Below are 25,689 nucleotides of genomic sequence, written 5' to 3'. Positions count from 1 at the left end.
GATCACGAACGCGGAGATCAATGACGCACCGATCAAAATCGGTGTCAGTGGGCGCCTTGATCAAAGCTCGACTAGATGACGAGCGCACTCTTCAAGCTGTAAGTTCCCAGCATTTGGCGGTTTTACCATGTGTCGTTTGCGGCATTTATCCACGGCTTTATTCAACGCGAAGCGTGGCCTAACGAGAGGCAGCGCTACATGGTAAGCCCTTCAATACGGGGACTGGGTATCTTTACATGCTGAATGAAGACATGACCTTCTTTGACAAGGACGCTCTGCTCTACCGTTTACACGAAGGCCTTGAACAATCGGACAAGGATGTCGTCTTTGTCCTAGGTGCACCGCTTACTGCTCCATGTGAAAGTGTGCCGGGCGTTGCTGACGTTAACGCCGTAGTGGAACTCATCAGATCCGAATTTTCATCGAAGCAGGCCCAACTCGAAAAACTCGACGCCACGCTGAAGATGTCCACGAACATATACCAGTCGGCTTTCGACTTTCTATCCGGAAGGGCGGGGCAGGATGCAGCGAACCGCATCATTAAGCGGGCCGTCGGCCAAGCTCTGGTAGCAACCGGAGAGTCTGACTGGACTGAGACGATCGGCAAACTCCCTGAGGATTCACTTAGGGCCTTGGACGCCGATCCTAAGGTCTGGCATCTCAGCCCCGGCGTCGCCTCGCTTGGTGCGCTGATCGCGAGATTTCCAGACCGGTTTGGTCAGATTGTCCTCACCTCGAACTTCGACCCACTCGTAGAGGTGTCGGTCGTTCGGAGCGGTGGGGCCGCCTGGCGTACATCTCTGTCCGTCGATGGTTCGATATTTCAGAGCACTGCATCTGGATGCCAAGTGATCCACATTCATGGCTTTTGGCATGGCACAGATACCCTCCACACCAACAGACAGCTCATCAAGAATCGCCCTACCCTCAAAAACGATCTTCTGAAGCTCCTTCAAAACAAGATTGTCGTTGTGATTGCTTATGGCGGCTGGCCGGACATATTCACTGGCGCGTTAAGTGGCGTTGTCAGCAATGACAATCTTTTCCCGGAAATTCTCTGGACTTTTTACGGAGACCACCCGAGCTTCAGCGATCATCTCTACGCCACCCTGCAGCCCGGCATCGATCGCAATCGTGTTACATTCTACAAAGGAATCAATTGCCACGAATTTTTCCCAGAGCTCCTAGGCCTGTGGGACAAGAAGATCGCACCTCCCGGCGCCGAGCCTATGTCTGGCACAGGGCAGTTGCCCGCGCCTTCGGTCCGTTTCCATGATCGGGCTAAGTTGTTCCGTCTACCGCCGCTCGAGTGCGACCGTCCTCCGAGCGTCGAGATATGGGTTGGCCGCGAAAATGAACTACGTGCGCTAGAAACCTCAAGCGCAAAGGTAGTGATCATTTGCGGCATTGGCGGCGAAGGCAAATCGGTTCTCGCTGCCCATTATATAACCACCCTCGAAGAGCGGGAGGGGCGCTACCGCTTTTGGGATTGGCGCGACTGCAAAGAGCAGAGCGATCGGATACGAACGCAAATCGTCGAAATCATCGTCCGATTTTCGAACGGTACTATTTCCGCAGATGGGCTTGCCGATGCGGAGGATGGCGAGCTTGTTGAGGTATTGATCGACCAGATCAAGCAGGCCAACGCGGTCTTGGTTTTCGACAATGTCGATAGCTACGTCGATCTCGAGAATCGCACATTTACCGGCATTATCGATATGCTCATCCAACGTATGTCTGCATCCGACGTGGGCAGCCGGATTATTCTCACCTGCCGCCCCGATGTCCAGTATTCGGCATCGTCCGTCATAACCTTTGTCATGAAGGGCATATCGGAAGACGAGGCCATCGAGCTTTTTGCCAAGCGTGCCCCCAATCAGGAGATTCCTGAGGCCGATATACGCGAAGCGCACGCGCTAACCAAAGGTCATGCTTTCTGGCTGGACCTTCTTGCGGTCCAGGTTACCAAAGTCCCCGGTACGACACTGCGCAAGCTGCTCAACGATATGCGTCGCGGGCGCGAAGACATTCCGGACGTGCTCTCATCCATCTGGGACAAGCTCGCTCTCAGGGAGCAGACCCTGCTCCGCTTCATGGCGGAGGCAGTTCGACCAGAAACGGAGAAGACAATCGAAGGCTTCGCCGCCTCTCAACTCAATTATAAAAACTTCAGCCGGGCGCTCCGATCGCTGATTTCTCTCAATCTGATCGTCGTGAAACCCGAAACCGACGCCCCCGACCTCTATGACCTTCATCCCCTCGTACGCCAGTTTGTCCGAGCAAAGTTCGAACGCACGGAGAGGACCAGCTTCATACGTGTGGTCATAAATCAGTACGAACTGATTATAGGCACGATCGAATCCATGCTCGGCATTCACTTGCCTTTTCCTATGCTAGAGCGCTGGTCGCAAAAGGCGGAGCTCGAAGTCTCGGCCGGCCTCTATGAAGAGGCGTTCGAAACCTTGGTAAAAGTTGAAGACGCGCTCATCGGCGGCGGCCATGTACAAGAATATGTCCGGGTCGGGCGCCTCCTCTTTGAATCGATCGATTGGGAAACCGCACCCACGCAGTACAAGAGATTTGACAAGGTCGTGGGCGTGATGGTTGGCGCGCTTGACCAACTGGGTGATACGGAATCCGCAGACAGCTTCTTAGCTCGGTACGAGGACACAATTCCTCAGAAGACTGCGCGCTACATCCAATTCTGCGACGTTCGGGCTTATTCGTACTGGCAGCGAGGCGATTTTGATTCCGCTGTCGATTGGGCCATGAAGGGCGTCACCTTAAAGAGCGAGACCAACGTCGACACAGAATTTGATTGTCGACACACATTGGCACTCGCGCAACGGGATGTCGGCCAGCCAGCAGCAGCGTTGGATTATTTCCGACAGGGCTTTGAGATAGAGGACTTTGTAGCCGGGACAGAAATCGTTTCTTCGGACGGTGCGATGTTCGGCAACGTAGGGCGCTGCCTGCACTTCATGGGACGATTGGATGAGGCGCTTGCCTGCTACAAGCGATCGATGGCGATCCTGGAAAAGGGCTCCTCTTCGATGAGCAAATCCAACGGCGCCTATGCGCGGCGCTGGATCGGTCAAATTCTCGCGCAAAAAGGCGATACCTCCAAGGCCACAGCATTTTTCGTCGATGCTATCCGAATGCTGGGAGCCTCCGCACCAGTGCGTGTACGCCAGCTCTGCGCGGACTTAGAGGAAATTCGCGGTAGCGACGCCATCGTCGGTGACGAAAAGGCTGCGCGGATCGTGAGCGGGTGGATGCGCAGCTGAATAACCGTCGTTCAGTCGTCGGAACCGGCTTCCCGACGCCCATCATTCCTCTCCGCAAGACACAAAATTCGCGCTTAAGTAGCACGCGAAGTCGAGAGCCCATAACCTTCGATTGCAACCCGTTGTGCGCAACGCCCCGCCTGCCCGCATCCCCGCTCGACGGGTCGCACCCGGGTTGATAAGCCCTCCGCTCAAGGAGAGTCGAGACATGACCGTTGCGATCGAGATGGGACAGACGACAGCGGGCGCGCCCGCTACGCTCGATCTCGAGGAACTGCTGGCCACGCGTCTTCTGGTGCAGGGCAATTCGGGCTCGGGCAAGTCGCATCTGTTGCGGCGGCTCCTGGAGCAGAGCGCGCCCTGGGTGCAGCAGACCATCATCGACCCCGAGGGCGATTTCGTCTCGCTGGGCGAGCGTTACGGCCATCTGGTCATCGACGCCGAGGAACATACCGAACGCGGCCTGCAGGCGGCCGGCGAGCGGGCGCGCATGCACCGCGTCTCCACCGTGCTCAACCTCGAAGGGCTCGACGCCGAGAACCAGATGCGGCGCGCCGCCGCCTTCCTTGGCGGGCTGTTCGAGGTCGCCCGCGACCACTGGTACCCGATGCTGGTGGTGGTGGACGAGGCGCAGCTGTTCGCGCCCGCCGTGGCCGGCGAAGTGTCCGACGAGGCGCGCAAGCTGTCGCTGGGCGCCATGACCAACCTGATGTGCCGTGGCCGCAAGCGCGGGCTGGCCGGCATCATCGCCACGCAGCGGCTGGCCAAGCTCGCCAAGAATGTCGCGGCCGAAGCCTCCAACTTCCTCATGGGCCGCACCTTCCTCGACATCGACATGGCGCGCGCCGCCGATTTGCTCGGCATGGAGCGGCGGCAGGCCGAGGCGTTCCGCGACCTGGAGCGCGGGCATTTCATGGCGCTCGGGCCCGCTCTGTCGCGCCGGCCGCTGGGCCTGCGCATCGGCCCGACCGACACCAGCCCGCGCAACGGCACGCCGCGCCTGATGCCGCTGCCGGAATCGGCGCTCGAGGATGCCCGCTCGATCATCCTGGCCGCACCGCCGCCCGAGACCGTTCGGGCGCCGCGCCGCCAGCCCTCGCCCGATCTGCTCGACCAGCTGATGGCGGCGAAGTCGGCGGCGCTGGAAATCCGACCCGAACCGGCGGAACCCGCCGTCAGCGCCGAGGACCTCGCCGAGCGGCGCGAGCGCATGGACGGCATACTGTCAGCCATCCTGGCGCAGCCCGACGCCGGTTTCCGCGTCATCGGCGTGCTCTACCAGGAGTTCGTGGTACGCTGCCGCATCGAGGGCCTCGCCTCCGTCGTGCCCGATCTCGGCGGCTTCCGCCGGATGCTGACGCGGGCGCGCGCCGGCGTCGGTTCCAACATGGCGAACGACGACGCCTGGCAGGATGTCTCGGTGCGCGCGTCGCTGCTGCCCGAGGACATGCAGGGCGTGTTCATGATGATCGCGCGCGCCGCCAAGGAAGGCTGGCCCTGCCCCAGCGACGCGGCCATCGCCCGCGCCTATGGCTCGCATTCGCTGCGCCGCGCGCGCCGCCTGCTCACCTATATCGAGGAACAGGGCCTGATCGTGTGCCAGTATGACGGCACCGGCAAGCGCACCGTCACGCTGGTGGAACTGGCCTGGGCGACAGCCCCCGGCGACCCCGGCGCCGAAGAGGTGGAGCAAGGGAGTTTGGCGCTTTGACGGGCCGACGCGCGACCAGCCCTGCTTCGTGCGCCGGTCGCCGCTGTAAATCCGCTACTTCTGCTCGGACGACCAGGGGAAGTTCACATAGCGGTCGCGCGTGTCGTAGCAGATGTTGCCGTACATCTTGAGGTAGCCGTCGCGCCGCGCCGGGTCGGCGAAGACCGGCGCGGGGTTGGCCAGGTCCGCCTCGTACTGCGCCATGTTGGCGCTGGTCAGCGCGATGGGCAGGATGTCCATGGCCTGCGGCACGCTCTTGCCCTCCAGCCAGTCGGCCGCGAACTGCCCCATGGCGTAGCCGAAGACGGGGGACGACAGCGAAATGCTGGCCTTGTAGGGGCTGTCGCCCTTCTTGATCTCGGCCACCGCTTCAGGCTCGCCGTCAATGCCGCCGAGGAACTGGTCGGGCCGGTCCTTTCCGGCGGCCCGCAGCGCCTGCAGCGCGCCCAGCACCACAGCGTCGCCGCCCAGCACGACGTCGATCCTGGGGTTTGCCAGCAGAACGGTCTTCATGGTCTCGAAGCCGCCCTCCTTGGTCACCGGCCTGGGCGCGATGTCGGCCACGATCGTGACCCCGGGCATGGCGTTGAGGCCGTCACGCATGGCTTCGAAGCGCGGCGCCAGGAATTCCATCGTGTCCTGCGTCAGCAGGACCACATTGGCCTTTCCCCCCAGCCTGGCGTTGATGTGGGCGATCGCCGCGTCGGTCAGCACCTTGCCCGTGGCATATTGCGGCGCGTTGAGCAGCAGCGTCGCCGGCGGCGGAACGATGGTGCCGACGAAGGCCCCCGACCAGATCGCCTGCTGGATGGAACGGCTGACCACGCCCGGATCGGACGACGTGGCGATCAGTCCGCCGACCTTCCCGGCGGTGAAGGACCGTATCTGCTCGGCCGCCTTGGCCGGATCGTTCTGCGTCAGCACACGGCGATATTCCAGCCCGCGATCCTTCGCCGCCATCGCCAGGCCGTGATCGGCGCCTTGCAGGAAGTCGCGGTCGTTCTCCTGGACGAAGCCCAGCACCTTGCCCAGGCCCGGCGGCGGCGAGCACGCCGGCGCGGCGGGATCGAAGGCAGGAAACACGGTGCGCTGCGTGATGCCGGGCGCGCCGTCCCGCGCGCTGGCGGGGCCGGACACGCAGGACATCGACATCGCCAACGCAAGCAGCAACACCGGCCGCGCGGCCCTGACCGCCGCAAAAATCTTTCGATCGAAAGGCATCGAAAGTCCTCCCCATTTCCGCGCAGGATAAAGCAGGGTGCGGCGCTCTTCGCAAGCAACCGCGTGACATGCCGGTGCAACCGGTTCCGCTCCCGCGTGCGGTCGCCTATTGCGCTGGCGCGGTGCGCCGGGGCTTGGTCGAGAACACCAGGCGGGCGGCGGTGCCGGGGTGACGTTTCTGATAGTCTATCTTCGCCCCCAGGCTGACGCACATGGCGTTGACGATCCTGCTGCCGACACCCGTGCCCTTGGCCGGCGCGCCTTCGGCGCGGCCAACGCCATCATCCTCGACGACCAGCTCCGCCTGTTGGTCCGGCAGCTTTTCAAGACGCACGCGGATCTCCCCGACCGTGTCGGGATACGCATATTTGAAAGCATTGGTGACGAGTTCGGTGACGACCACGCCAAGGTTGATGCTGATGTCGGTTTCCAGCTCTATCGGATCGATGGCATAGGACAGGTTGACGCCGTGAACCTGGCTGCGCAGCGAGGTGCGCAGATGATCCAGCAACCCGCTCAGATACTCGTCGAGGGAGACCGAGCCGACCCCGCCCGTTCCATACAGCCGCTTGTGGACGAGCGAGATGGCGAAGATGCGATCCTGCGTTTCGGCCAGCGCATCCTTCGCGCCGCTGTCATTGACGGCCTTCGATTGCAGGTTCACCAGCGACGAGACAAGGGCCAGGCTGTTGGCCACCCTGTGGTTGACCTCCGACAGCAGCAGCTCGGCCCGGTCACGCGCCTGCGCCAGGTCGGCGGTTCGAGCGGCGACGCGCCGCTCGAGGTCGCGGTTGAGCGTGTTGACCTCGTCGCGCGTGCCGCGAAGCTCCCTGGTGTAGCGGGCAACGCCATAGGCGGCGCCGCTGACCACCGCGACGATGACCAGCGCGCCGATGGCCGAAACGAGCCGCAGCAAGCCGGTGTTGGTGCGCTGCTCGTCGACGCCGGCCGTCAGCCGGTCGTCGGCCCGGCCGATGATGCCGGCGAAGAAGACGTTGGCTTCGTCCGTCAGTGCCTTGCCCTTGTTGGTCCGGAAGATCGCCAGCACCTCGTCGTCGCGCTGGCTGCGCTTGAGTTCGATCGTGTGGTCCAGTTCGTCGAACTTGCTGGAGATGATGGTGGAAAGCCGCTGCAGCGTCGCCGCGGAGTCCGGCGATGCCGGCAGAAGCGTCTCCAGCGCCAGCAGGCGACGCTGCGCCTGCGTCTTGGCGGACTGGTAGGGCGCCAGATAGATCTCGTTGCCGGTGATGATGAAGCCGCGCTGGCTGGCCTCGGCGGTCTGCATCGCGTTGCGCAGCTCTACCGCCGCGATGCGCGTGTCGCGCGCCGCGATCGCGTCGTCGAAATAGGATTGCGCGCGCTCGCCCAGCCAGAAGTTCATGGCGACGATGGCCGTCAGCGCGAGAAATCCGACCAGCAAGGCAGCGGAAGTGAATCGGACGATATAGCGGCTGGACATGGGCATGGCCTACTCCTGCCCGATTTCCGCCCGCCGCGCCATCATGGAGTGCGCGCTAATATGGCCGGTGTGCTGAACCCCTCCGTTCGGCGCGAACACGGCCAATGCCGCCATGAGGCCGCGCTATCCCGCCCGAGCAGCACCACGTCACCCCAGCAGGTTGCGCGCAGTGCGCATGAAGATTTTCGCGCCGATCGGGATCAGGTCGTCGGGAAAGTCGTAGTCGGGATTGTGCAAGGCAGGGTGCCGCTCACCTGCCCCGAGGAAGAACATCGCCGACGACGCGCCGTGGCCGAAAATGCCGAAATCCTCCGAAGCGCGCATCGGCAGGTCTTCCTCGCGCTGCGGTACGCCCTCTTCATCGAGTGCCCGCCGCAGATGCTCCACCGCGTCCGGCGCGTTGACGCTGGCGACGAAGATCTCGTGATAGTCCCAGCTTACCGAAAGCCCATGCTGGCCGCCTATCTCCGTGACCAGCGCCTCGGCGGCCGCGCAAAGATCCGCCATGCGTTCGTCGCGCCTTGTGCGCAGCGTTGCCCAGACCTCGGCATGGGCAGGCGCGATGCCGAACACGGCTTCGCCCATCGCGGCATGGGTGATGGTGACCATGCTGAACTCGTCATCGGCGAAGGTACCGCGCCCGAGCGCGGGAAGTCGCGGCATCAGCTGGCTGATCGCCAGCATCGGCGAAACGCCGGTTTCCGGCATCGACGAATGCGCGGTCTTGCCCTCCAGCATGATGCGCATGCCGCGCGACGCGCAGTTGACCACGCCAGGCTTCACCCGCACTTCGCCGAACGGCACGCCGGGCAGATTGTGCAGCGAGAAGGCGAAATCCGGCGCGATCTCGCCAAAGCGCGGGTCGGCGACGACGCCCGCCGCGCCATTGCCGGTTTCCTCCGCCGGCTGGAACATCAGGACGACGCGGCCGCGCGCCGGCCGCGCGCGCCCCAGCTGGCGGCCAAGCGACGCCAGGATGGCTGTATGCCCGTCATGGCCGCACATGTGCGACTTGCCGGGCACCAGCGACGCATGCGGCGCGCCCGACAGCTCTTCGATCGGCAAGGCATCGAGTTCCGAGCGAAACAGCACCGTCGGCCCTTCCCTGCCGCTGTCATAGACCGCCGCCACGCCATGGCCGCCCAATCCGGTCAGCACCTTGTCCGGTCTTGTGTCCGCGAGGAATTCGACGACCTCGCGGGCGGTGTTCTCCTCCTCATTGGAGATTTCCGGATTCTGGTGCAGCCTGCGCCGCCACGCCGTCAGCTCGACAATGTCTCTGTTGGTCAGGGTCAAATTCTTCCGCCTCCGTTTGCGCCGTATTCTCCACAAAAGCAGCCATTGCTCCAGCGCCTTCCCGGCCCGCATCGATGATCCACGGATAAGAGCCGCCCGTCGCGGTCCGCCATCTGGAAACGGCGCGGCGCGAGGGCATATGGTAGGACATCAGCGGGGGTGGCCAGGGAGGTTCGACATGGACGACCGGGAGATACGAGCGGCGCTCGATCGCCACTGGGCCGCTTCAGACAGGGATGATTTCGAGGCGGAACACGCGATCTACCGCGAGGACGCGATACTCGACTATCCGCAATCGGGCGAGCGTATCCGTGGACGGCAAAACATCCAGTCATCCCGCGCCGCGCAGCCGAACCGCAAGCGCTTCACCGGGCGGCGCATTGTCGGCGCCGGCGATCTGTGGATCACCGAATATGTGCTCAGCTATGACGGGCGGCCGTCCTACACGGTGAGCATCATGGAATTCCTCGACGGCAAGGTTGCCCGCGAGACGCAGTATTTCGGCGACCCGTTCGAGCCGGGTCCGTCGCGCGCGCAATGGGTCGAGCGGATACCGTGACCTCCACCAGCGACGACCACCCACCGATTGGGCGCGCGGAGCTGCCGGAGGATACGGCCGCACTCTCCCGCTATCTCATCGGCAAGCTGGTGATGAGGCAACTGCCCGAAGGCATGGTCAGCGGCCGCATCGTCGAGACCGAGGCCTATGTCGTCGGCGACGCCGCCGGCCACGGCTTTCGCGGCATGACCCGGCGCAACCGTTCGCTGTTCCTCGAGCGCGGCCACGCCTATGTCTATCTCGCCTACGGCGTCGCGTGGATGCTCAATGTCTCCAGCGAGGCGCCGGGGACTGGAACCGGCGTGCTGATCAGGGCGCTCGAACCGGTCGAAGGCGTCGCCATCATGCGGCAAAATCGCGGCGTCGATCGCCTGCGCGACCTGACGCGAGGACCGGGGCGGCTGGCCGCCGCGCTGCGGATCGACCTTTCGCTCGACGGGCTCGATCTCTGCCAGCCGGGACCGCTATGGCTTGCGCATGATGACCGTGAACCCGGCGAGATCGGCCAGAGCACCAGGATCGGCATCACGAAGGACGCGGACCGTCCCTTGCGGTTTTATCTCCGCGGCAGCCCGTTCGTCAGCGGCCCGGCATCCCTCAGCAAATGAGGACGGCCGCTGTCACCGGGCAGACAACGCCCCGCCTTGCGCGAAAGCGAAGGCGGCGAAGCGCTCGCCGATGCGGCGATGCGCGGCGGCGCCTGGGTGAAGCGCATCTGGCAGCGGCAGGTCGGCGAAGTCGGCCGGACCGTAGAGGTCGAGGCCATCGAGATAATGCAGGTTGGGATCATCAGCCATGCGCTGCCGAGCGATCCGTTGCAGTTCCTGCCGGATGCCGACCAGCGTCAGCTTTCCCCGCGCGCGATCGGCCGGATTTCCCGTCGCCCGGAAGCCAATGCTGCCCGCCGCCAGCGCGTCCATGTCGAAGGCGCCGGGACCCGGCGTCTCCTCGTGGATCGGACAGTAGAGCGGCGACACCAGCAGGAGCGGCACGGCTGGCCGGCCCTCGCGTATCACGTCGAGAAAGCCATGCATGGCGGATGTGAAGGCGCGCAACCGCATCAGATCGGCATTGACCAGGTTGATGCCGATCTTCAGGCTGATCAGGTCGGCCGGCGTATCCCTGATGACGCGTGCCGTGAAAGGGTCGAGCAAGGCGCTGCCGCTGAACCCCAGATTGATCAGTTCCACGCCGCCTCGAGCGGCCGCCAGCGCCGGCCAGCTCGTCGAGGCGCTGGCCGTATTCGAACCCTGGCTGATGGAACTGCCATGATGCAGCCAGACCTTGCGTCCCTCGCCGGCAAGAGGCTCGAGCGGCATGTCGGCTCGCAGTTCAACGAGTTCGGTGGTCTCGTTGTAGGGCAGCCAGATCTCGATCGCCTTGTCGCCGTCCGGCAAGCCGGTGAACCGCAGCGTGCTGATCCGGCCCTGCCGCTTCGAAACACCGCCCGTGGCCATGTCGAATGTCACGACATCGGCATCGGCGGCGCAGGCCTGACCCGCCAAACGCCCATCGACATGCAGATCATATTGGCCGGGGGGACGCTGGGGCACGCCGACATAGACGAACCGTGTCGCAAAGCTGTCGACTTCGATCGCCGTTGCGCGCGAGCGAAACGCGATCCGCACGCCTGAAGGCTGGGATTCGGCCATCGCCAATTGCGGATCGGCGCACTGCGCCCTCGCCCATGCCGGCAAGCGGTGCGGCAGCACGCCCCGCGCGGTCTGTTCGAGCTCGATGAAGCCGCGCAGCAGCGCATGCCTGATGGGGGTGGTGATCCAGTTTTGTGCCATGAAGGGTCTCTGAAGGGTCTCTGACGCAATGGCTGTCCCGCCCGCAAATGCGCCGTCATGCGGACGTCCGAGCAATCGCGCCGAAGGAAGACAGGATGAAGGCCGCGCATAGAATAGCGGTCGCGATATTCACAGCCAACTGCTCCCGGAACCGGCATTCTGGAAACAGAAAATCAGCGGCGATAATGATTTCTGAGATCGCCACGACACAAGAACGACAGATATACGTTCGCTCATCCCAATGAGCCTCCGCTTATCCGCAACGTTCCCTCGACAGATTGAATGGCGGGCAATGGAGCCGTGAAATATGCGGGCCTCGCGGCTGATTCATAAGGCCTGCCCGCGAAAATACTTCTCGCGCGTGTTGCCTGCCTTATTTCGGGTTATGCACCGTAAACTGCTGAAATCCTTAACACGATTTTCATTTCGCTGGCCTACCACGATGCCATGGCATGGCATTATGAGCGGCTGATTGCAGGGCCCCGTCCCCAGGGGCAGAGCGAAGCCGTGGAAGCCGGAATCCTGCGCGACCAATTGGCCGATCTGAGGAAGGGGATCTTCATCTCCATGCCTATCGGCACGGTGCTGTCGGCGCTGATCCTGGCCGTGCAGATGTTTTCAGGCGGCGGGCTCGCGGCGGTGCTGTGGTTCGCGGCCGTCAGCACGCTGAATTGCTGGCGCATGGCGCTTGCCTTCGGCCAATCGAACACGGCCGCCAGCCGCCACAAGACGGTCGGCGCCCGGCTTTCCATGTATGGGATGCTGTCCCTGGCGTCGGGCATTGCATGGTCTTTTCTGGCCGTCCTGACCGACGGATACAGCACGCCCCAGGCTTCGCTCTATCTGATCGTGCTTGCCGGCACATCGGCAGGTTCAGTCACCTACGGGACATCTTACGCGCCGGCCTCGATCAACTTCATAACGCTGCCACTCCTGGTCGCCGCCGGATGCATCCTGGCGAAAGGCAATATCGAGAATTCTGTGCTCGCCTTCACGATCCTGCTCTTTCTCGGCGGCATGATCCGGGGCTCGCTTATCGGGCAGGCCCGATTCCGCGAGACGAGCCGCCTCAAATACGAGGCGCGGGAATTCGCATCCGAGATGCAACGGAACTCCAGGCGCGATCCGCTGACAAATCTGCTCAACAGGCATGGGCTGGAGAATGCCATCCGGCAGCTCGGGCCCGCCGACGGTCCGTTCGTCACGATGCTGATCGACCTGGACGGCTTCAAATCGGTCAACGACACCTATGGCCACAACATCGGTGACGAGCTTCTGGTCAAGGTCGCGCGCGAGATAGAGAGCCATGCACCGGAAGGCGCGACGATCGCGCGCATCGGCGGCGACGAATTCGTGCTGCTGTTTCCCGCCGGCGGTTCCCCGCGTCCCGTCGACGACCTTGCATCCGCCATCATCGCGGCCATCGCCAATCCGGATCCGCGGTTGAATTCGGTGCGCGTCGGCGCTTCGATCGGCATCTACTTGTCGGAGAACCCGCTGCTGGCGCGGATGCTGCCGCGCGCGGATTTCGCCCTTTACGCGGCCAAGCGCGCCGGCAGGAACGAGTATCGTCTCTTCGACGCCAAGCTCGACAGCGCGCTCGAACGCAAGCACTGCATCGAGCGCGACCTGCGCGGGGCCATCGAAACCGGCGGGCTGTGCTCGTGGTTCCAGCCCCTGGTGCGCATGGACACCAATGCCGTCGTCGGCTTCGAAGCGCTCCTGCGCTGGCAACACCCGGTTCATGGCGCCATTTCCCCGCCCGAGGTTGTCACCGCGGCGCGCGAAACCGGCCTGCTTTCCCTGCTGACGGAAACCGTGTTCCACAATTGCTGCGGCATGATCGAGGAACTGATCGGACTCGGCCGCCGCGATGTGCTCGTCGCGATGAACCTCTCGCCGCGCGAGCTCGAGGCCGGCAATGTCGACGAGATGATCCTGGACATCCTGAAGGCGAAGAGCCTGCCCGCCGCGATGCTCGAGATAGAGATCACGGAAGAAGCGCCCGTGGATCGCGACAGGGTGGACGAAAAGGTGGGGCGCCTCGCCGACGCCGGCATATCGATAGTGCTCGATGACTTCGGCACCGGCTTTTCGACCCTGGTTGCGCTGAAGGACAGCCGCATCCGCAAGATCAAGATCGACAAGAATTTCGTGCGCGACCTCGCCAAGTCAATTGGGGACCAGGCCCTCGTCAAGGCGGTCATCGATCTTGGCCACACGCTGGGGATAGAGGTCATGGCGGAGGGGGTGGAGACCGACGCGGATCGCCTCATCCTGCGCGGGCTCGGCTGCACGATCGCGCAGGGTTTTCTTTACTCGGCGGCACTTCCCCAGTCGGACGCGCTGGCTTTCGACGCGACACATTCCGCCGGCGCCGGATTGTTCGATGCGGTTTCGCTGCGCATTGCCCAAAGCGGCAACGCGGCCCGACGCGTCAGTGCCGCGAGCACGACGCCCAAGGGCCATCAGCCTGTCGGGTGACCTTGCTCAAAGCCTCGTTCTCTGGCTGAATGCCCGGATATAGCCATTCGCCGCACCGCCGGGACAGGAGGGGCAGCCCCCGACCGGGATGCGGTTCCCGCGGCGCGACAATCATCGAGGAGTGCATCGAGGTGAACGAAGACGCCGCCGGTCCAGGCCTGCCCGATCCGAGGCCGCTCGCCGAGATTGCCAGCTATCACGCCCATGTCTACTATGACGGGCCAACCGAGCGGCAACATGCCGAATGGCTGCGCCTTCGCATCGGAGAGCGGTTCCGCGTGCGCCTGGGCAACTGGCATGACCGGAAAGTCGGCCCGCATGACCAAGCCATGTACCAGGTCTCGTTCGCCAAGGAGATTTTCGCCTCTCTCGTCCCGTGGCTGATGCTGAACCATAGCGGATTGAGCATCCTCATCCACCCCAATACGACCAACCCTCGCCGCGACCATCTGGTCGATCCCGTCTGGATAGGCCGGCCGCTGGCGTTGCACGGCGATACCCTTGGCGACGATCATGAGGCGGAGGAGGCGCTGGAGCCGAACACCACCCCCTCACTGCCTGTGTAGCGTTCCCCAGCGCAAACCTTGTCGATCGCGGTCAGCTCTACGGGGCGGACGGCTTTGCCGCCCGTTGACCCTAGGCAATCAGAAGCATGACGCATCCGGGTTGGCGGACTTCATCCGCCGGCCGCCTATGCCGCCTTGGGCGGCGTCGCGGCGCGTTCGAACCTTTCCTTACGGGGTTTCGTAGAGTTCCAGCGGCAGTCCGTCCGGGTCCCTGAAAAAGGTGAACCGCTGGTCCGTATACGGGTCGATCCGGATCGGCTCGACGGCAACGCCGGCGGCTTCCAGCCGCACTATTACGGTTTCAAGATTCGCCACTGCAAATGCCAGATGCCTCAGGCCCGCAGCCTCTGGCTGGGACGGCCGCGTCGCTGGCGCGGGAAAGGAGAACAGTTCCAGCTGGACGGAACCTATCCTCAGATCCGCTTTCCATGACTGCCGCTCCTCCCGATAGACCTCCCGGATCAGATCGAGTCCGAGAAGGTCGACATAGAACCGTCGCGACCGGTCATAGTCGGTGCAGATGAGTGCGACGTGGTGAATGGCGTCCAGCATGCCGCGAACTCTACCTAAGCCAGGGTTCGAGGCCAAGCGTGACACGTTCAACGCCAAGCCCCGGATCGCGGGATGCCCCGGTGTCTCGAGCCGTGCCGCCGCGCGGGCGTCTAAAAAAGTTGAGATGCCGTGTCGGATCCGATGGCGGTCAACCGTCTTCAAACAGGAGCCGTTCGCCGGACTGGCATCCCAGCACCGAGAGGAATCATGGATGAGCAAGAAGATCTTTGTCAGCCTGCCAGTTGCCGACCTGAAGGCATCCCTGGCGTTCTACGAATCCATCGGATTCAGGAAAAGCCCCAGGTTTCCGGATGAGACGGCTGCATGGATGGTGTGGAGTGAAGACATCAACTTCATGCTGCTCAGCCACGCCAAATGGCGGACCATGACCACCCGCCCCATCCCGCCATCGACGTCCAGCGAGGTGATGCTGGCCCTGTCCCTGGACAGTCGCGAGGCCGTCGACGCGATGGCATCCGCGGCCGCGGCGAATGGTGGAATTGCAGACATCAATCCGGTCGAAGATCACGAGTTCATGTACGCTCGCGACCTCGCCGATCCCGACGGCCACGCCGTCGGCGCGATGTGGATGGACGTTTCCGCAATGCCTTCGGGCGACAATGCGGACTGACCGGGTTTGATCGACCGGACTCGAGGCCGGGGCCGGCCTGGAAATCCCGGCAGAGCCCCAATGCCCGCGCGGCTCTACTCGGCCCGCGCGCGGCTCTACTGGCCCGAAAAGCTCACGCTCACGCCGCGCTGCCGGAAATACGCCTGCATCAGCTTGCGGCCCGAACGGTTGCCCTGCGCCAGCTTGCTCGGATCGAACACCGCCTGTTTTGTACCCTCTCGTGCCAGCGCGGCCTTGAGCGCCGCGATATGCGCGTCGAGATCGGCATTGTCTGCCCGCAGCGATGCATAGATGCTTTCGGTCGCCTCGGCCACGGTCGGTTCGCTCACTTGTGTCGTCCTTTTGGTTGGTCGGGCGGCGGCTTAGCACAGATTCGTGCCACGTCGATACCAATGAGACCGTCGGTGCGAGGCTCCTGGGTTCCGGTAAGCGGCTAAAGCGCCGACTGGAACCTGTCCCCGCCCCTCGATGCCGAGGCGGCTTGCGCGATGCCACGGACGAACCGTGGAAGCCGCCCGATCACACCCGCAACTGGTCGAGATCCTCAATCAATCCCGGCCCGGTCGGGTGCCATCCCAGCGTCCTTCGCGTCTGCTCGCTTGAGGCAGGCATGTCGCGGCTGGCAAACATGGCCAGCCAGCCGAAGAAGGTCTGCGACTCTTCCGGCGTTATGGATTTGACCGGCAGTTTCAGGCGCCGGCCGATGGCCTCGACGACATCGCGCATCGGCACGCCCTCTTCCGCGACGGCGTGATACCTGGCGTTCGGCTCGGCCTTCTCGACCGCCAGCCTGTAGAGGCGCGCGACGTCGAGGACATGGGCGGCCGGCCAGCGGTTGAGACCGTCTCCCACGTAAGCGCATAGGCCCTTTTCGCGATAGAGTCCGATCGCGGGCGTGATGAGACCTTGGGTGACGGGATCGTGGACCTGCGGCAGCCTGACCACGGAGACGTTGACCCCGCTCGCGGCGACCTCGACGGCGGCTTCCTCCGAGGCCGCACGGGGATGAACGTCGGCACCGATGGTCGCGTTGCCTTCCCTGGCCGGCTCGCCGGGCACGGTGTTGGCGATCGGCGTCCCCGACGTCACCAGCAAGGGCCGGTCGGAGCCGGCGAGCGCCGAACCCAGAACCCGGATGACGCGCCGGTCATCCTCGCAATTGGCAACGAAATTCGCGAAATTGTGGTTGAAGGCCAGGTGGATGACGCCGTCCGACCGGGCAGCACCGCGCTTCAGGCTGTCCTCGTCCTCGATCGAGCCGCGATGGACCTCGGCGCCGGTTGCGGCGAGCGCCGCCGCCTTGTCGTCCGAGCGACAGAGGCCGAGCACCTCATGGCCGGCCGCGATCAGGTCCTTGACGACGGCCGAGCCGATATTTCCGGTGGCACCGGTTACGAACACACGCATGAGCAGGTCTCCTTCTTCGTTGGAGACAGCTATGTGCCGTTCCTGTATCCTGTTAAAGTAGTGACCTTATCGGGGTATAATTGCTAACAGGATACGGGCGCGTGACCAACGCAAACATGCTGGGAACCTATCTCAGGGATCGCCGGGCCAAGCTCGATCCGGCGGCCTTCGGCCTGTCCCCGGCACGCCGCCGCACGCCGGGACTGCGCCGCGAGGAGGTGGCGCGGCGCGCCAATATCAGCCCGACCTGGTATACATGGCTGGAACAGGGACGCGGCGGCGCGCCCTCGGCCGATGTGCTCGACCGGATATCGCGCGCCCTGATGCTGACCGATGTCGAGCGCGAGCATCTCTTCCTGCTCGGCCTCGGCCGCCCGCCGGAGGCGCGCTACAGGACGGAAGGCGTCACGCCGCGGCTGCAGCGCGTGCTCGACGCCCTGGAGCCGAGCCCCGCCCTGATCAGGACCGCCGCATGGGACATCGTCGCATGGAACAGGGCCGCGACCGTCATGCTGCACGATTACGGATCGCTGCCACCGGAGCAGCGCAACATCCTGCGCTTCATGTTCCTCGATCCGCGCGCCCGCGCCGCGCAGCATGACTGGGAAAGCGTCGCGCGCTTCGTCGTGGGCGCCTTCCGGATCGAGGCGGCGCGGGCGGGCGCCGCGTCGGCGGTGGAACCGCTCGTCGAAGAACTCAGCCGGCTCAGCCCCGAATTCAAGGCCATGTGGCGCGACAACGATGTCCGCGCCCATGGCGAAGGCGTCAAGCATATCCGCCACCCGCTTCTCGGGCCAATCGCGTTTGAATATTCGGCATTCGCGGTCGACGGCCGCCTCGACCTCAGCATGATCGTCTACAATCCGATCGCCAAGGAGGACGCCGACAGGATCAGGTCGCTCATGGCGCCGCGCAAACCCGGGTCGGCGTGATCCGGTGGAACACGTGCCTCCCCCTGCACGCCCGCTGAACAACGCGCGCCCCGCTAAACAAGATGTGTTTCGCCGATCGCCGCGCTCCCCTTTATGATACAGGCCCGGCAGCAACAGCGAATCGCTGGTGGTTTCGTCAGGAGGTCCGGTGCGGTTGAAATCTGTTCCCGTGGGGTTTGTCGCCATTCTCGGCCTGCTCGTCGTGGTCATCGGCCTGACGGCGTCGGCGCGCTCGTTCGCCGCCTTGCCGCCGGGCATACCGGCCTGGCTGAAGGCCCATGTCGGCGACGGCGAGGACCAGATTTCGCAGGTGGTGCTGGAGCGCGCACGCGCGCTTTACCAGCGCAAGGTTGGCGAAGGCGCGGTCAAGAACCCCTGCTATTTCGCCATGGACGCCACGCGCCCCAGCGACCTCGGCAACGGCGTGCTCGGGCACCGCTACTACATCATCTGCGAGGCCAACCAGACGTTTCGCGCGGTGGCGGCGGGCCATGGCGCCGGCCGCAACTTGAAGGGCGTCGTCAATTTCGCCAACGGCCGGGAATGCTCCAAGAACTTCGGCAACGCCATGGATTCCGAGCTGACGGCGGGCGGCGCCTACATGACGAGCGACACCAAGACCTCGTTCAAGGGCTACTACCGCGTCGGCGCCAAGCAGAACGCCGTGTTCATGCGCACCTTCGTGCAGTTCAACGGCGAAGGGGAAACCGCCAACGCAAGACCGCGCAAGATAGGCGGCCACGCGGCCCAGGTGCTGAAAGGCCTGTGCATGCGCAAGGATCCGGCCAGCCCCTATGCCAACCATGACGGTTTCGTGCCGGCGGGCACGCTGGTGACCTACGCCGGCGGCCGCAGCAATGGCTGCACCAGCTGGACGCCGGAGGACGCCCAGCTGATCATCCCGCTGATGAAGGACAGGCCGACGACGCTCTACATCTATCCTGAATCGCGCGACATCGCCGCCGTCGCGAAAGCCGCGGCTGGCGGCCACGCGCTGGCGGGCACCGGCCTCTACTGGAACGCCGCCTGCCTGAAGCAGATCGGCACGCCGAAATTCTGGCCGAAGGAGACGCTCGAGCCGGTCATCGCCAAGTACAAGGCCGATCATCCCGCGCCCCCGCCGCAGCCATTGCCGATCTGCACGCAGTAACGGGTCTCCCCTGCCTGGCTCGCGGAGCTTGATTTCAGGGTGCGGCGGGCCTAGCTGACAGACATCGGACATGTCTACAGGATTATTGCCGCCATGGATTTCACCCCCAACGCAACGCCCGCCCGCCTTGCCTCCTGGGGAAATCATATCCATGCCTGCTTCGATCGTCCTGTCCGACCTCACCATTTCGACGCCTGACGGCCGCCCGCTTCTCTCCAATATCAACCTGAGTTTCGGCGCCGGGCGCACCGGCCTTGTCGGCCGCAACGGCATCGGCAAGAGCACGCTGCTGGCGCTGATGGCAGGCGAGCGCGGCCCGCAATCCGGCACCGTTTCGGTCCGTGGCAGCGTCGGCCTGCTCCGCCAGAACGTGCAGGTGGCGCGGGACATGGCGATTGCCGACCTGTTCGGCGCCCGCCACGCGCTTGGTGCGCTGCGCCGTGCCGAACAGGGCACGGCCACGCTCGATGAACTCGCCAATGCCGACTGGACGCTGGAGGCGCGCATCGCTTCGGCGCTTGGCCGCGCCGGGCTCGACAAGGCCCTGGATACGCCGCTGGCGAGCCTGTCGGGCGGCCAGATGACGCGTGCCCGGCTGGCGGCGCTGCTCTGCGCCGAGCCGGACTTCCTGCTTCTGGATGAGCCGACCAACAATCTCGACCGCGCCGGTCGCGACGCGGTGATCGGCCTGCTCGCCGAATGGCGCGGCGGCGCTGTCATCGTCAGCCATGACCGCGAGCTGCTCGATACGGTCGACGCCATCGTCGAACTGACATCGCTCGGCGCCAGCAGCCATGGCGGCAACTGGAGCCGTTATCGGGAGCGCAAGGCCCTGGAGCTCAGCGCCTCCCAGCGCGATCTTGCCGATGCCGAACAGCGCGTGGCCGACATCGACCGCAAGACGCAGGAAAGCACCGAGCGCAAGGCGCGCAAGGACGGCGCCGGCCAGCGCAAGCGCGCCAAGGGCGACATGCCGCGCGTCCTTGCCGGCGCCCGCAAGGACCGGAGCCAGGACAGCGGCGGCGAGGCCGCGCGGCTTGGCGAGCGCCGCCGCGCGCAGGCGCGGGAAGCAGCCGCCTCGGCCCGCCAGCGCATCGAAATCCTTCAGCCTTTCTCGGTCGGTCTCGCCGCCACCGGCCTGCCGGCCGGACGCACCGTCCTGAGCCTCGACCGGGTCAGCGCCGGCTACGAGCCCGACCGGCCAATCCTGCGCGACCTGTCCTTTTCCATCACCGGGCCGGAGCGTATCGCCGTCACTGGCCCCAACGGGTCGGGCAAGACGACGGTGCTCAAGCTTGTCAGCGGGGCGTTGCTTCCATGGGTGGGCACCGTGCGCGGCCCGACGGACTTCGCCATGTTCGATCAATCGGTCAGCCTGCTCGACTCGTCGGCCTCCATTGTCGACAATTTCCGCCGCATCAATCCCTCGGCCGACGCCAATGCCTGCCGGGCAGCCCTTGCCCGCTTCATGTTCCGCGCCGACGCAGCCCTGCGGACAGTCTCCAGCCTGAGCGGCGGCCAGTTGCTGCGGGCAGGCCTCGCCTGCGTGCTCGGCGGACCGACGCCACCGTCGCTGCTGATCCTCGACGAGCCGACCAACCATCTCGACATAACGTCCATCGAAGCGGTCGAGGCGGGATTGCGCGCCTATGACGGCGCCCTGCTCGTCGTCAGCCACGACGCGGCCTTCCTGGACGCCATCGGCATATCCGGAAGACTCGATCTCGGCGACACGACGGGAACGCAGGGATGACCGGCGAAACCGTCCGTGTCGAATAATTCCCTTTTGGCCGCGAGATGGTTTAGGCTCCCGGGGCGGCAGCCAACATGGAGTTCCCTGATGGAAGCGAACGAGATGCAGGCGATCGGCGATACGCTGATGCGGCTCGTCACCCCCGACATGACGCCCAAGCAGCTCATCAAGGCGGCAAGGAAATTTCATCCCAACGCGTCCAAGAAGGACATCGCCAGGGCGGCTTTCTTCTCCCTCATTGCGAACGCGGACCAGGACATCGGCAAGGCAAGGAATTTGCAGGCCTTTGCCCTGGGGGAGCGTACGCAGGAGGCTGAATAGGCGCCCTGCCCGCATCTCCCGATCCCGCCATCGGAGCCCCGGGCTAGCCCGGCCCGTTTGGAGGTCCGCCCTCAAGGGCCACGCCGCTGTTTCGAACGGTTGGCCAAGATTTTCCGGACAAGCCGAGGTTGAGCTTGTAGAGGGCTACAGTGCATTGTGGTCGTCGCGGCAACGCCGTCATGCGCGGAAAATCTCAGGAGGTCACCCGATGTCCGGACACAGTCACGATTCCATCCCGACCTGGACCTGGGTCGCGCCTGTACTGGCCGCCGTTCTGCTGGCGCTCAAATTCACCGGCATCGTCCCCTCGGACGCGACACTGGTGCTTGTTCTTGCCGCCGTTCTGCTTGCCGCCGCGGTTTTCGCGGCCGTCCACCATGCGGAGGTCCTGGCGCTCAAGCTCGGCGAGCCGTTCGGCTCGATACTGCTGGCGGTGGCCGTTACGGTGATCGAGGTCGCGCTGATCGTGTCGATCATGCTCACGGGCGCCGAAGGCAGCGACGCGGTGGCGCGCGACACCGTCTTTGCCGCCGTGATGATCGTGCTCAACGGCGTCGTCGGGCTTTGCCTGATCATGGGAGGAAGACGCCATTTCGAGCAGACATTCCAGTTGCAGGGCGCCTCATCCGCGCTGGCGGTGCTCGGGACGCTCGCCGCCCTGGCGCTGATCCTGCCCAATTATACGATCACGGTGTCAGGGCCGTCCTTTTCCAGCCTGCAGGTCGTCTTTGTCGGCATGGCGGCGCTGGTGCTGTGGGGTGTTTTCGTGTTCGTCCAGACCGTGAAGCACCGCGACTATTTTCTCGATGCGCCGGTCGCGATCGACCCGACGGCCGAGGACACGGAGGCTTCGCCGGAGAAACCGAGCGACCGTATCGCCTTGTTTAGCCTCGGCCTGTTGCTGGTCTCCCTGGTGGCGGTCGTGCTGCTCGCGAAAGTCCTGTCCTATCCGCTGGACAAGGGTATTGCCGCCGCCGGGCTGCCGCAGGCCTTCGTCGGCGTGATCATTGCCGCGATCGTGCTTTTGCCGGAAGGCATGGCGGCCGCGAAGTCGGCGGTCAGGAACCAGCTGCAGAACAGCATCAATCTGGCGCTGGGATCGGCGATCGCCTCGATCGGGCTGACCATCCCGACCGTCGCGATCGTGTCGCTGGTGCTCAAGCAGAACCTGGTGCTCGGCGTCTCGCCCACCAACATCACCTTACTGGCGCTGACGCTTTTCGTCTCGACGCTGACGCTGGGGACCGGCCGAACCACGGTGCTGCAGGGCGCGATCCACCTCGTGATCTTCGCCGTCTTCCTGCTGGTCTCGGCGGTGCCCTGATCCAGGGCGTCCGGGCGCGCAAGGACAGAGACTTAGCCCTGCAAGCGGATCGACAGCCCGATAGTCCGAACACCATCGAGGCCGTCAAGCGCCTCACGGCTTCGTGTACGCACGCCCGCGGCGGCCCTGGCTTGCGCCACATTTCGACCACAAACGTTATTGTATTACATAACATCAGTGGGCGGAGTTCCCCGCGCACGCAACTTCCCGATTGCTGAGGAGACCAGAATGCGTTCCGTTCCATTGCTGGCGGCACTGCTCGTTGCAGCGCCGCTGTTGGCTGGCAATGCCGCCAGGGCCGACGAGAAGATAAACATCGTTGCCGCCGAGAATTTCTATGGCGACCTCGCCCGCCAGATCGGCGGCAGCCATGTCGAGGTCACCAGCATTCTCTCCAATCCCGACGACGACCCGCACCTGTTCGAGACCAGCCCCTCGACGGCGCGCGGCATCGCGGACGCCAAGGTCATCATCTATAACGGCGCCGACTACGATCCGTGGATGGACAAGCTGCTGTCGGCCTCGACCAGGCCCGACCACACCACCATCGTCGCCGCCGACCTCATCGGCAAGAAGTCGGGCGACAATCCGCATCTCTGGTACAATCCGGCGACATTGCCTGCCGTCGCCAAGGCGCTGGCGGACGACCTCTCGAAGCGCGACCCCGCCAATGCCGCCCACTATGAGGCCAACCTGAAGACCTTCCAGACATCGCTGCAGGGGATCGACAAGGAAATCACGGAGGTCAGGAAGACCTATGCTGGGACGCGGGTGACCGCCACCGAGCCTGTCTTCGGATACATGGCCGAGGCGCTTGGGCTGAAGATGCTGAACTATGATTTCCAGGTCACGGTGATGAACAATGCCGAGCCCAGCCCGACGCAGGTGACGGCGTTCGAAAACAGCCTGAAGGACGGCTCGGCGAAAATCCTGTTCTACAACTCGCAGGTGACCGACGAGGCGACGACCCGCCTTCTCGACATCGCCAAGCAGAACAAGGTCACCGTCATCGGCGTCACCGAGACGGAGCCGGCGGGCAAGACGATCCAGACCTGGTTTGGCGGCCAGATCGACGAGGTGCGGAACGCGCTGGCTGCCCGCACCCAATGAGCGCCGTCGCCTTCGAGCGCGTCACGCTGGGCTATGGGGGGCGCCGGGTTCTCTACGACGTCTCCTTCTCCATCCCGCAAGGCGCCTTTGTCGGCCTGCTCGGCGCCAATGGCGCCGGCAAGACCACGATGCTGCGCGCCATTCTCGGCCTTGTCAGGCCGCTCAGTGGCGCAATCTCGGTGCTTGGCCGGCCGCCGACGCGGGGCAACCCGACCATCGGCTACATGCCGCAAACGCGGCGCGCTTTGCCCCATGCCGGCATCAGCGGCATCGACTTCGTGCTCACCGCCGCCGGCGGCCATCGCTGGGGCTGGCCGGTCGCCACCGCCGCCGAGAAGGAGGCCGCCTGGAAGGCGCTGGAAGAGGTCGGCGCCGCCGACCTTGCCCGGCGTCCGCTGGCGGAGCTTTCCGGCGGCGAGCGCCAGCGCATCCTGATTGCCCAGGCGCTGATCGGCGCCCCCGGGCTTCTGCTGCTCGACGAGCCGCTGATCAGCCTCGACGCCGCGCACCAGCGCGCCATCATCGACCTCGTGCACGAGGTCAGCGGGCGGCTTGGCATCGCCGTGCTGTTCTGCTCGCACGAGATCAACCCTCTGATGCGCGCCGTCGACCGCGTGCTCTACCTCGGCAACGGCAGTGTCGCGATCGGCGGCGTCGACGAGGTGATCAACGGACCCGTCCTGTCGCGGCTTTATGGCACGCCCATCACGGTGATGCGGGTCGCCGGCCGGATCTTCGTCATGGCCGATGATATCGAACTGGAGGGCGCGGCACATGGCCACGATGTTTGACTATGAATTCATGCGCAATGCCTTCTATGCCTGCACCGTGGTCGGCATCGTCGCCGGGGCTGTCGGTTATTTCCTGGTGCTGCGCGGCCAGACTTTCGCCGGCCACGCGCTCACCCATGTCGGCTTCCCCGGCGCCACCGGGGCCGGGCTCATCGGCCTGTCGCCGTTCTTCGGCCTCACTGTCTTCACCGTCATCGCCGGCATCGGCATCGGCCTGCTCGGCGAGCGCGCGCATCGCGACGTCGCCATCGGCATCGTGCTGACCTCGTCGCTTGGCCTTGGCCTGCTGTTCCTGCATTTCTACACCGCCTTTGCCGGACAGGCGGCGAATGTGCTGTTCGGCAATGTGCTGGGCATCAGCCTGCGCACCGTCATCATCCTTGCAGTGCTAGCGGTAGGAATCCTGGTGGTGCTGGTCGTCATCGCCCGGCCGCTGCTCTTCGCAAGCCTGCAGCCGGAGTTGGCCGAGGCACGGGGCGTGCCGGTGACCATGGTCTCGACGCTGTTCATGGTCCTGGTCGCCTTCGCCACGGCGGAAGCCGCCCAGATCGTCGGAGTGCTTCTGGTCTTCGCCTTGATGGTGGCCCCGGCGGCAACCGCCTTCAGGCTGACACGCGGCGTGTTTGCCGGCATGCTGGTGTCCGTCGCTCTGGCCATCGCCATCGCCTGGATCAGCCTGGCCCTCGCCTACCGGACCGACTGGCCGACAAGTTTCTGGATCACGGCACTGGGTGCGGCGGCCTATCTCGCCAGCGGCTACGTCGGACGCCTCCCCGCCTCTCGCCGCATGGGCCAGCCGGCGGCCGATGAACCGCGAATGATGGAAACTCTCGAAGACGGCGCCGAGCCTCGATGAAGGCTGGCTCTTTGAGGGCATATGGCCATGACCAGGAATGAGGAGCTTGTGCTTGGCGTGCTCGCCCAGGCGACGAAGCCGCTCGGCGCGTACCAGATCCTCGAACGGCTGCGCCCGCGCGGTCTGCGCGGGCCGATGCAGGTCTACCGCGCGCTTGACCATTTGTGCACGCGCGGCCTGGCACACCGGCTGGAAAGCCTGAAGGCATTCATTGCCTGCCCGCATCCTGGCGCCGTCGACCATCCGCCCGGTCACGCCATCTGCGAACAGTGCATGACGGTCGCTGAAATCGACGTCGGCCATCCGCAGCCGCTGATCCGGGACATGTGCGCGCAATCGGGCTTCCGGGCGACCGGCACGTCGATCGAGATTCGCGGCCTGTGCGACAAGTGCGCGCGGCCCGGGAGCCAATCGCGCGGGATTTCCTGACATTTTGCGGCTTTCTTCGGGAACCTGCATTCGTTCCCAACAGCCTCGGCCCGTCCT

General features: G+C 64.6%; 23 protein-coding genes. 16 read left to right on the top strand and 7 right to left on the bottom strand.

From position 1 onward, the window contains the following. Positions 1-236: 236 nt before the first annotated feature. Positions 237-3,287, top strand: a complete 3,051-nt coding sequence (locus ACO07C_RS27010) for an NB-ARC domain-containing protein (RefSeq protein ID WP_421917225.1) — start codon at positions 237-239, stop codon at positions 3,285-3,287. A gap of 208 nt (positions 3,288-3,495) precedes the next feature. Further along, entirely contained in the window at positions 3,496-4,998 is a 1,503-nt protein-coding gene (locus ACO07C_RS27005) for a helicase HerA domain-containing protein (RefSeq protein ID WP_421917224.1), read from the top strand. Between the two features lie 54 nt (positions 4,999-5,052). Here ACO07C_RS27005 and ACO07C_RS27000 read toward each other — a convergent pair whose 3' ends face one another. The 3 genes from ACO07C_RS27000 to ACO07C_RS26990 form a co-directional block, all read right to left on the bottom strand. Beyond that, positions 5,053-6,219: a sugar ABC transporter substrate-binding protein gene (locus ACO07C_RS27000; RefSeq protein ID WP_421917223.1), complete on the bottom strand. Its 1,167-nt coding sequence runs from the start codon at positions 6,217-6,219 to the stop codon at positions 5,053-5,055. Between the two features lie 106 nt (positions 6,220-6,325). After that, positions 6,326-7,684 carry a sensor histidine kinase gene (locus ACO07C_RS26995; protein WP_421917222.1) on the bottom strand — a complete coding sequence of 453 codons (1,359 nt, stop codon included), beginning with the start codon at positions 7,682-7,684 and terminating at the stop codon, positions 6,326-6,328. A gap of 141 nt (positions 7,685-7,825) precedes the next feature. Next, positions 7,826-8,974, bottom strand: a complete 1,149-nt coding sequence (locus tag ACO07C_RS26990) for an amidohydrolase (protein ID WP_421917221.1) — start codon at positions 8,972-8,974, stop codon at positions 7,826-7,828. 178 nt (positions 8,975-9,152) lie between these two features. On the opposite strand from ACO07C_RS26990, the gene ACO07C_RS26985 reads away from it, so the two are divergent. Further along, entirely contained in the window at positions 9,153-9,533 is a 381-nt protein-coding gene (locus ACO07C_RS26985; RefSeq protein ID WP_421917220.1) for a nuclear transport factor 2 family protein, read from the top strand. Beyond that, positions 9,512-10,141: a DNA-3-methyladenine glycosylase gene (locus ACO07C_RS26980; protein ID WP_421917219.1), complete on the top strand. Its 630-nt coding sequence runs from the start codon at positions 9,512-9,514 to the stop codon at positions 10,139-10,141. Before ACO07C_RS26985 ends, ACO07C_RS26980 begins: the two co-directional genes overlap by 22 nt. A gap of 12 nt (positions 10,142-10,153) precedes the next feature. On the opposite strand, the gene ACO07C_RS26975 is transcribed toward ACO07C_RS26980, so the two are convergent. After that, positions 10,154-11,326: a GDSL-type esterase/lipase family protein gene (locus ACO07C_RS26975; RefSeq protein ID WP_421917218.1), complete on the bottom strand. Its 1,173-nt coding sequence runs from the start codon at positions 11,324-11,326 to the stop codon at positions 10,154-10,156. A 447-nt stretch (positions 11,327-11,773) separates the two neighbouring features. Here ACO07C_RS26975 and ACO07C_RS26970 point away from each other — a divergent pair, with 447 nt between their 5' ends. Both ACO07C_RS26970 and ACO07C_RS26965 read left to right on the top strand, forming a co-directional pair. Then, positions 11,774-13,810: a putative bifunctional diguanylate cyclase/phosphodiesterase gene (locus tag ACO07C_RS26970; RefSeq protein ID WP_421917217.1), complete on the top strand. Its 2,037-nt coding sequence runs from the start codon at positions 11,774-11,776 to the stop codon at positions 13,808-13,810. A 131-nt stretch (positions 13,811-13,941) separates the two neighbouring features. Beyond that, the gene (locus ACO07C_RS26965; RefSeq protein WP_421917216.1) at positions 13,942-14,376 is read left to right on the top strand and encodes a DOPA 4,5-dioxygenase family protein; all 435 of its coding nucleotides are present in this window, start codon (positions 13,942-13,944) and stop codon (positions 14,374-14,376) included. Between the two features lie 168 nt (positions 14,377-14,544). Here the strand turns inward: ACO07C_RS26965 and ACO07C_RS26960 are convergent, their stop codons facing one another. Continuing rightward, the gene (locus tag ACO07C_RS26960) at positions 14,545-14,928 is read right to left on the bottom strand and encodes a VOC family protein (protein ID WP_421917215.1); all 384 of its coding nucleotides are present in this window, start codon (positions 14,926-14,928) and stop codon (positions 14,545-14,547) included. Positions 14,929-15,139: 211 nt separating this feature from the next. On the opposite strand from ACO07C_RS26960, the gene ACO07C_RS26955 reads away from it, so the two are divergent. Further along, positions 15,140-15,559, top strand: coding sequence for a VOC family protein (locus tag ACO07C_RS26955; RefSeq protein WP_421917213.1), 420 nt, complete (start codon positions 15,140-15,142; stop codon positions 15,557-15,559). 95 nt (positions 15,560-15,654) lie between these two features. On the opposite strand, the gene ACO07C_RS26950 is transcribed toward ACO07C_RS26955, so the two are convergent. Both ACO07C_RS26950 and ACO07C_RS26945 read right to left on the bottom strand, forming a co-directional pair. Continuing rightward, positions 15,655-15,888 (bottom strand): hypothetical protein, encoded by a 234-nt coding sequence (locus ACO07C_RS26950; protein ID WP_421917212.1) that lies wholly within the window; start codon positions 15,886-15,888, stop codon positions 15,655-15,657. A 190-nt stretch (positions 15,889-16,078) separates the two neighbouring features. After that, the gene (locus tag ACO07C_RS26945; protein WP_421917211.1) at positions 16,079-16,966 is read right to left on the bottom strand and encodes an SDR family oxidoreductase; all 888 of its coding nucleotides are present in this window, start codon (positions 16,964-16,966) and stop codon (positions 16,079-16,081) included. 116 nt (positions 16,967-17,082) lie between these two features. On the opposite strand from ACO07C_RS26945, the gene ACO07C_RS26940 reads away from it, so the two are divergent. The 9 genes from ACO07C_RS26940 (at position 17,083) to ACO07C_RS26900 (ending at position 25,632) form a co-directional block, all read left to right on the top strand. Continuing rightward, positions 17,083-17,898 carry a helix-turn-helix transcriptional regulator gene (locus ACO07C_RS26940; RefSeq protein ID WP_421917614.1) on the top strand — a complete coding sequence of 272 codons (816 nt, stop codon included), beginning with the start codon at positions 17,083-17,085 and terminating at the stop codon, positions 17,896-17,898. Between the two features lie 148 nt (positions 17,899-18,046). Next, entirely contained in the window at positions 18,047-19,048 is a 1,002-nt protein-coding gene (locus ACO07C_RS26935; protein ID WP_421917210.1) for a hypothetical protein, read from the top strand. A 151-nt stretch (positions 19,049-19,199) separates the two neighbouring features. Further along, entirely contained in the window at positions 19,200-20,801 is a 1,602-nt protein-coding gene (locus ACO07C_RS26930) for an ABC-F family ATP-binding cassette domain-containing protein (protein ID WP_421917209.1), read from the top strand. Between the two features lie 87 nt (positions 20,802-20,888). Continuing rightward, positions 20,889-21,122, top strand: a complete 234-nt coding sequence (locus tag ACO07C_RS26925) for a hypothetical protein (protein WP_421917208.1) — start codon at positions 20,889-20,891, stop codon at positions 21,120-21,122. Positions 21,123-21,330: 208 nt separating this feature from the next. Beyond that, positions 21,331-22,446 carry a calcium:proton antiporter gene (locus tag ACO07C_RS26920; RefSeq protein ID WP_421917207.1) on the top strand — a complete coding sequence of 372 codons (1,116 nt, stop codon included), beginning with the start codon at positions 21,331-21,333 and terminating at the stop codon, positions 22,444-22,446. Positions 22,447-22,674: 228 nt separating this feature from the next. Then, positions 22,675-23,556 carry a metal ABC transporter solute-binding protein, Zn/Mn family gene (locus ACO07C_RS26915; RefSeq protein ID WP_421917206.1) on the top strand — a complete coding sequence of 294 codons (882 nt, stop codon included), beginning with the start codon at positions 22,675-22,677 and terminating at the stop codon, positions 23,554-23,556. Beyond that, positions 23,553-24,347 (top strand): metal ABC transporter ATP-binding protein, encoded by a 795-nt coding sequence (locus ACO07C_RS26910; protein ID WP_421917205.1) that lies wholly within the window; start codon positions 23,553-23,555, stop codon positions 24,345-24,347. Before ACO07C_RS26915 ends, ACO07C_RS26910 begins: the two co-directional genes overlap by 4 nt. Then, positions 24,331-25,203, top strand: coding sequence for a metal ABC transporter permease (locus ACO07C_RS26905; protein WP_421917204.1), 873 nt, complete (start codon positions 24,331-24,333; stop codon positions 25,201-25,203). Before ACO07C_RS26910 ends, ACO07C_RS26905 begins: the two co-directional genes overlap by 17 nt. A gap of 48 nt (positions 25,204-25,251) precedes the next feature. After that, a complete protein-coding gene (locus ACO07C_RS26900; protein ID WP_421917203.1) occupies positions 25,252-25,632 on the top strand; it encodes a Fur family transcriptional regulator in 381 nt (126 codons plus the stop codon). The last annotated feature ends 57 nt before the right edge of the window (positions 25,633-25,689 follow it).

Origin of the sequence: Mesorhizobium sp., from assembly GCF_965229135.1 — a bacterium.
Classification (GTDB): Bacteria; Pseudomonadota; Alphaproteobacteria; order Rhizobiales; family Rhizobiaceae; genus Mesorhizobium.
The sequence above is the reverse complement of the archived record's forward strand: the minus strand, read 5'-3'. Positions and strand labels throughout refer to the sequence as shown.

What these genes read in the sequence shown, in the direction of transcription:
- ACO07C_RS27010 (WP_421917225.1), top strand. Translation starts at nt 237, where the DNA reads ATGCTGAATGAAGACATGACCTTCTTTGACAAGGACGCTCTGCTCTAC.
- ACO07C_RS27005 (WP_421917224.1), top strand. Translation starts at nt 3,496, where the DNA reads ATGACCGTTGCGATCGAGATGGGACAGACGACAGCGGGCGCGCCCGCT.
- ACO07C_RS27000 (WP_421917223.1), bottom strand. Translation starts at nt 6,219, where the DNA reads ATGCCTTTCGATCGAAAGATTTTTGCGGCGGTCAGGGCCGCGCGGCCG.
- ACO07C_RS26995 (WP_421917222.1), bottom strand. Translation starts at nt 7,684, where the DNA reads ATGCCCATGTCCAGCCGCTATATCGTCCGATTCACTTCCGCTGCCTTG.
- ACO07C_RS26985 (WP_421917220.1), top strand. Translation starts at nt 9,153, where the DNA reads ATGGACGACCGGGAGATACGAGCGGCGCTCGATCGCCACTGGGCCGCT.
- ACO07C_RS26980 (WP_421917219.1), top strand. Translation starts at nt 9,512, where the DNA reads ATGGGTCGAGCGGATACCGTGACCTCCACCAGCGACGACCACCCACCG.
- ACO07C_RS26975 (WP_421917218.1), bottom strand. Translation starts at nt 11,326, where the DNA reads ATGGCACAAAACTGGATCACCACCCCCATCAGGCATGCGCTGCTGCGC.
- ACO07C_RS26970 (WP_421917217.1), top strand. Translation starts at nt 11,774, where the DNA reads ATGGCATGGCATTATGAGCGGCTGATTGCAGGGCCCCGTCCCCAGGGG.
- ACO07C_RS26960 (WP_421917215.1), bottom strand. Translation starts at nt 14,928, where the DNA reads ATGCTGGACGCCATTCACCACGTCGCACTCATCTGCACCGACTATGAC.
- ACO07C_RS26955 (WP_421917213.1), top strand. Translation starts at nt 15,140, where the DNA reads ATGAGCAAGAAGATCTTTGTCAGCCTGCCAGTTGCCGACCTGAAGGCA.
- ACO07C_RS26945 (WP_421917211.1), bottom strand. Translation starts at nt 16,966, where the DNA reads ATGCGTGTGTTCGTAACCGGTGCCACCGGAAATATCGGCTCGGCCGTC.
- ACO07C_RS26940 (WP_421917614.1), top strand. Translation starts at nt 17,083, where the DNA reads ATGCTGGGAACCTATCTCAGGGATCGCCGGGCCAAGCTCGATCCGGCG.
- ACO07C_RS26930 (WP_421917209.1), top strand. Translation starts at nt 19,200, where the DNA reads ATGCCTGCTTCGATCGTCCTGTCCGACCTCACCATTTCGACGCCTGAC.
- ACO07C_RS26925 (WP_421917208.1), top strand. Translation starts at nt 20,889, where the DNA reads ATGGAAGCGAACGAGATGCAGGCGATCGGCGATACGCTGATGCGGCTC.
- ACO07C_RS26920 (WP_421917207.1), top strand. Translation starts at nt 21,331, where the DNA reads ATGTCCGGACACAGTCACGATTCCATCCCGACCTGGACCTGGGTCGCG.
- ACO07C_RS26915 (WP_421917206.1), top strand. Translation starts at nt 22,675, where the DNA reads ATGCGTTCCGTTCCATTGCTGGCGGCACTGCTCGTTGCAGCGCCGCTG.
- ACO07C_RS26910 (WP_421917205.1), top strand. Translation starts at nt 23,553, where the DNA reads ATGAGCGCCGTCGCCTTCGAGCGCGTCACGCTGGGCTATGGGGGGCGC.
- ACO07C_RS26905 (WP_421917204.1), top strand. Translation starts at nt 24,331, where the DNA reads ATGGCCACGATGTTTGACTATGAATTCATGCGCAATGCCTTCTATGCC.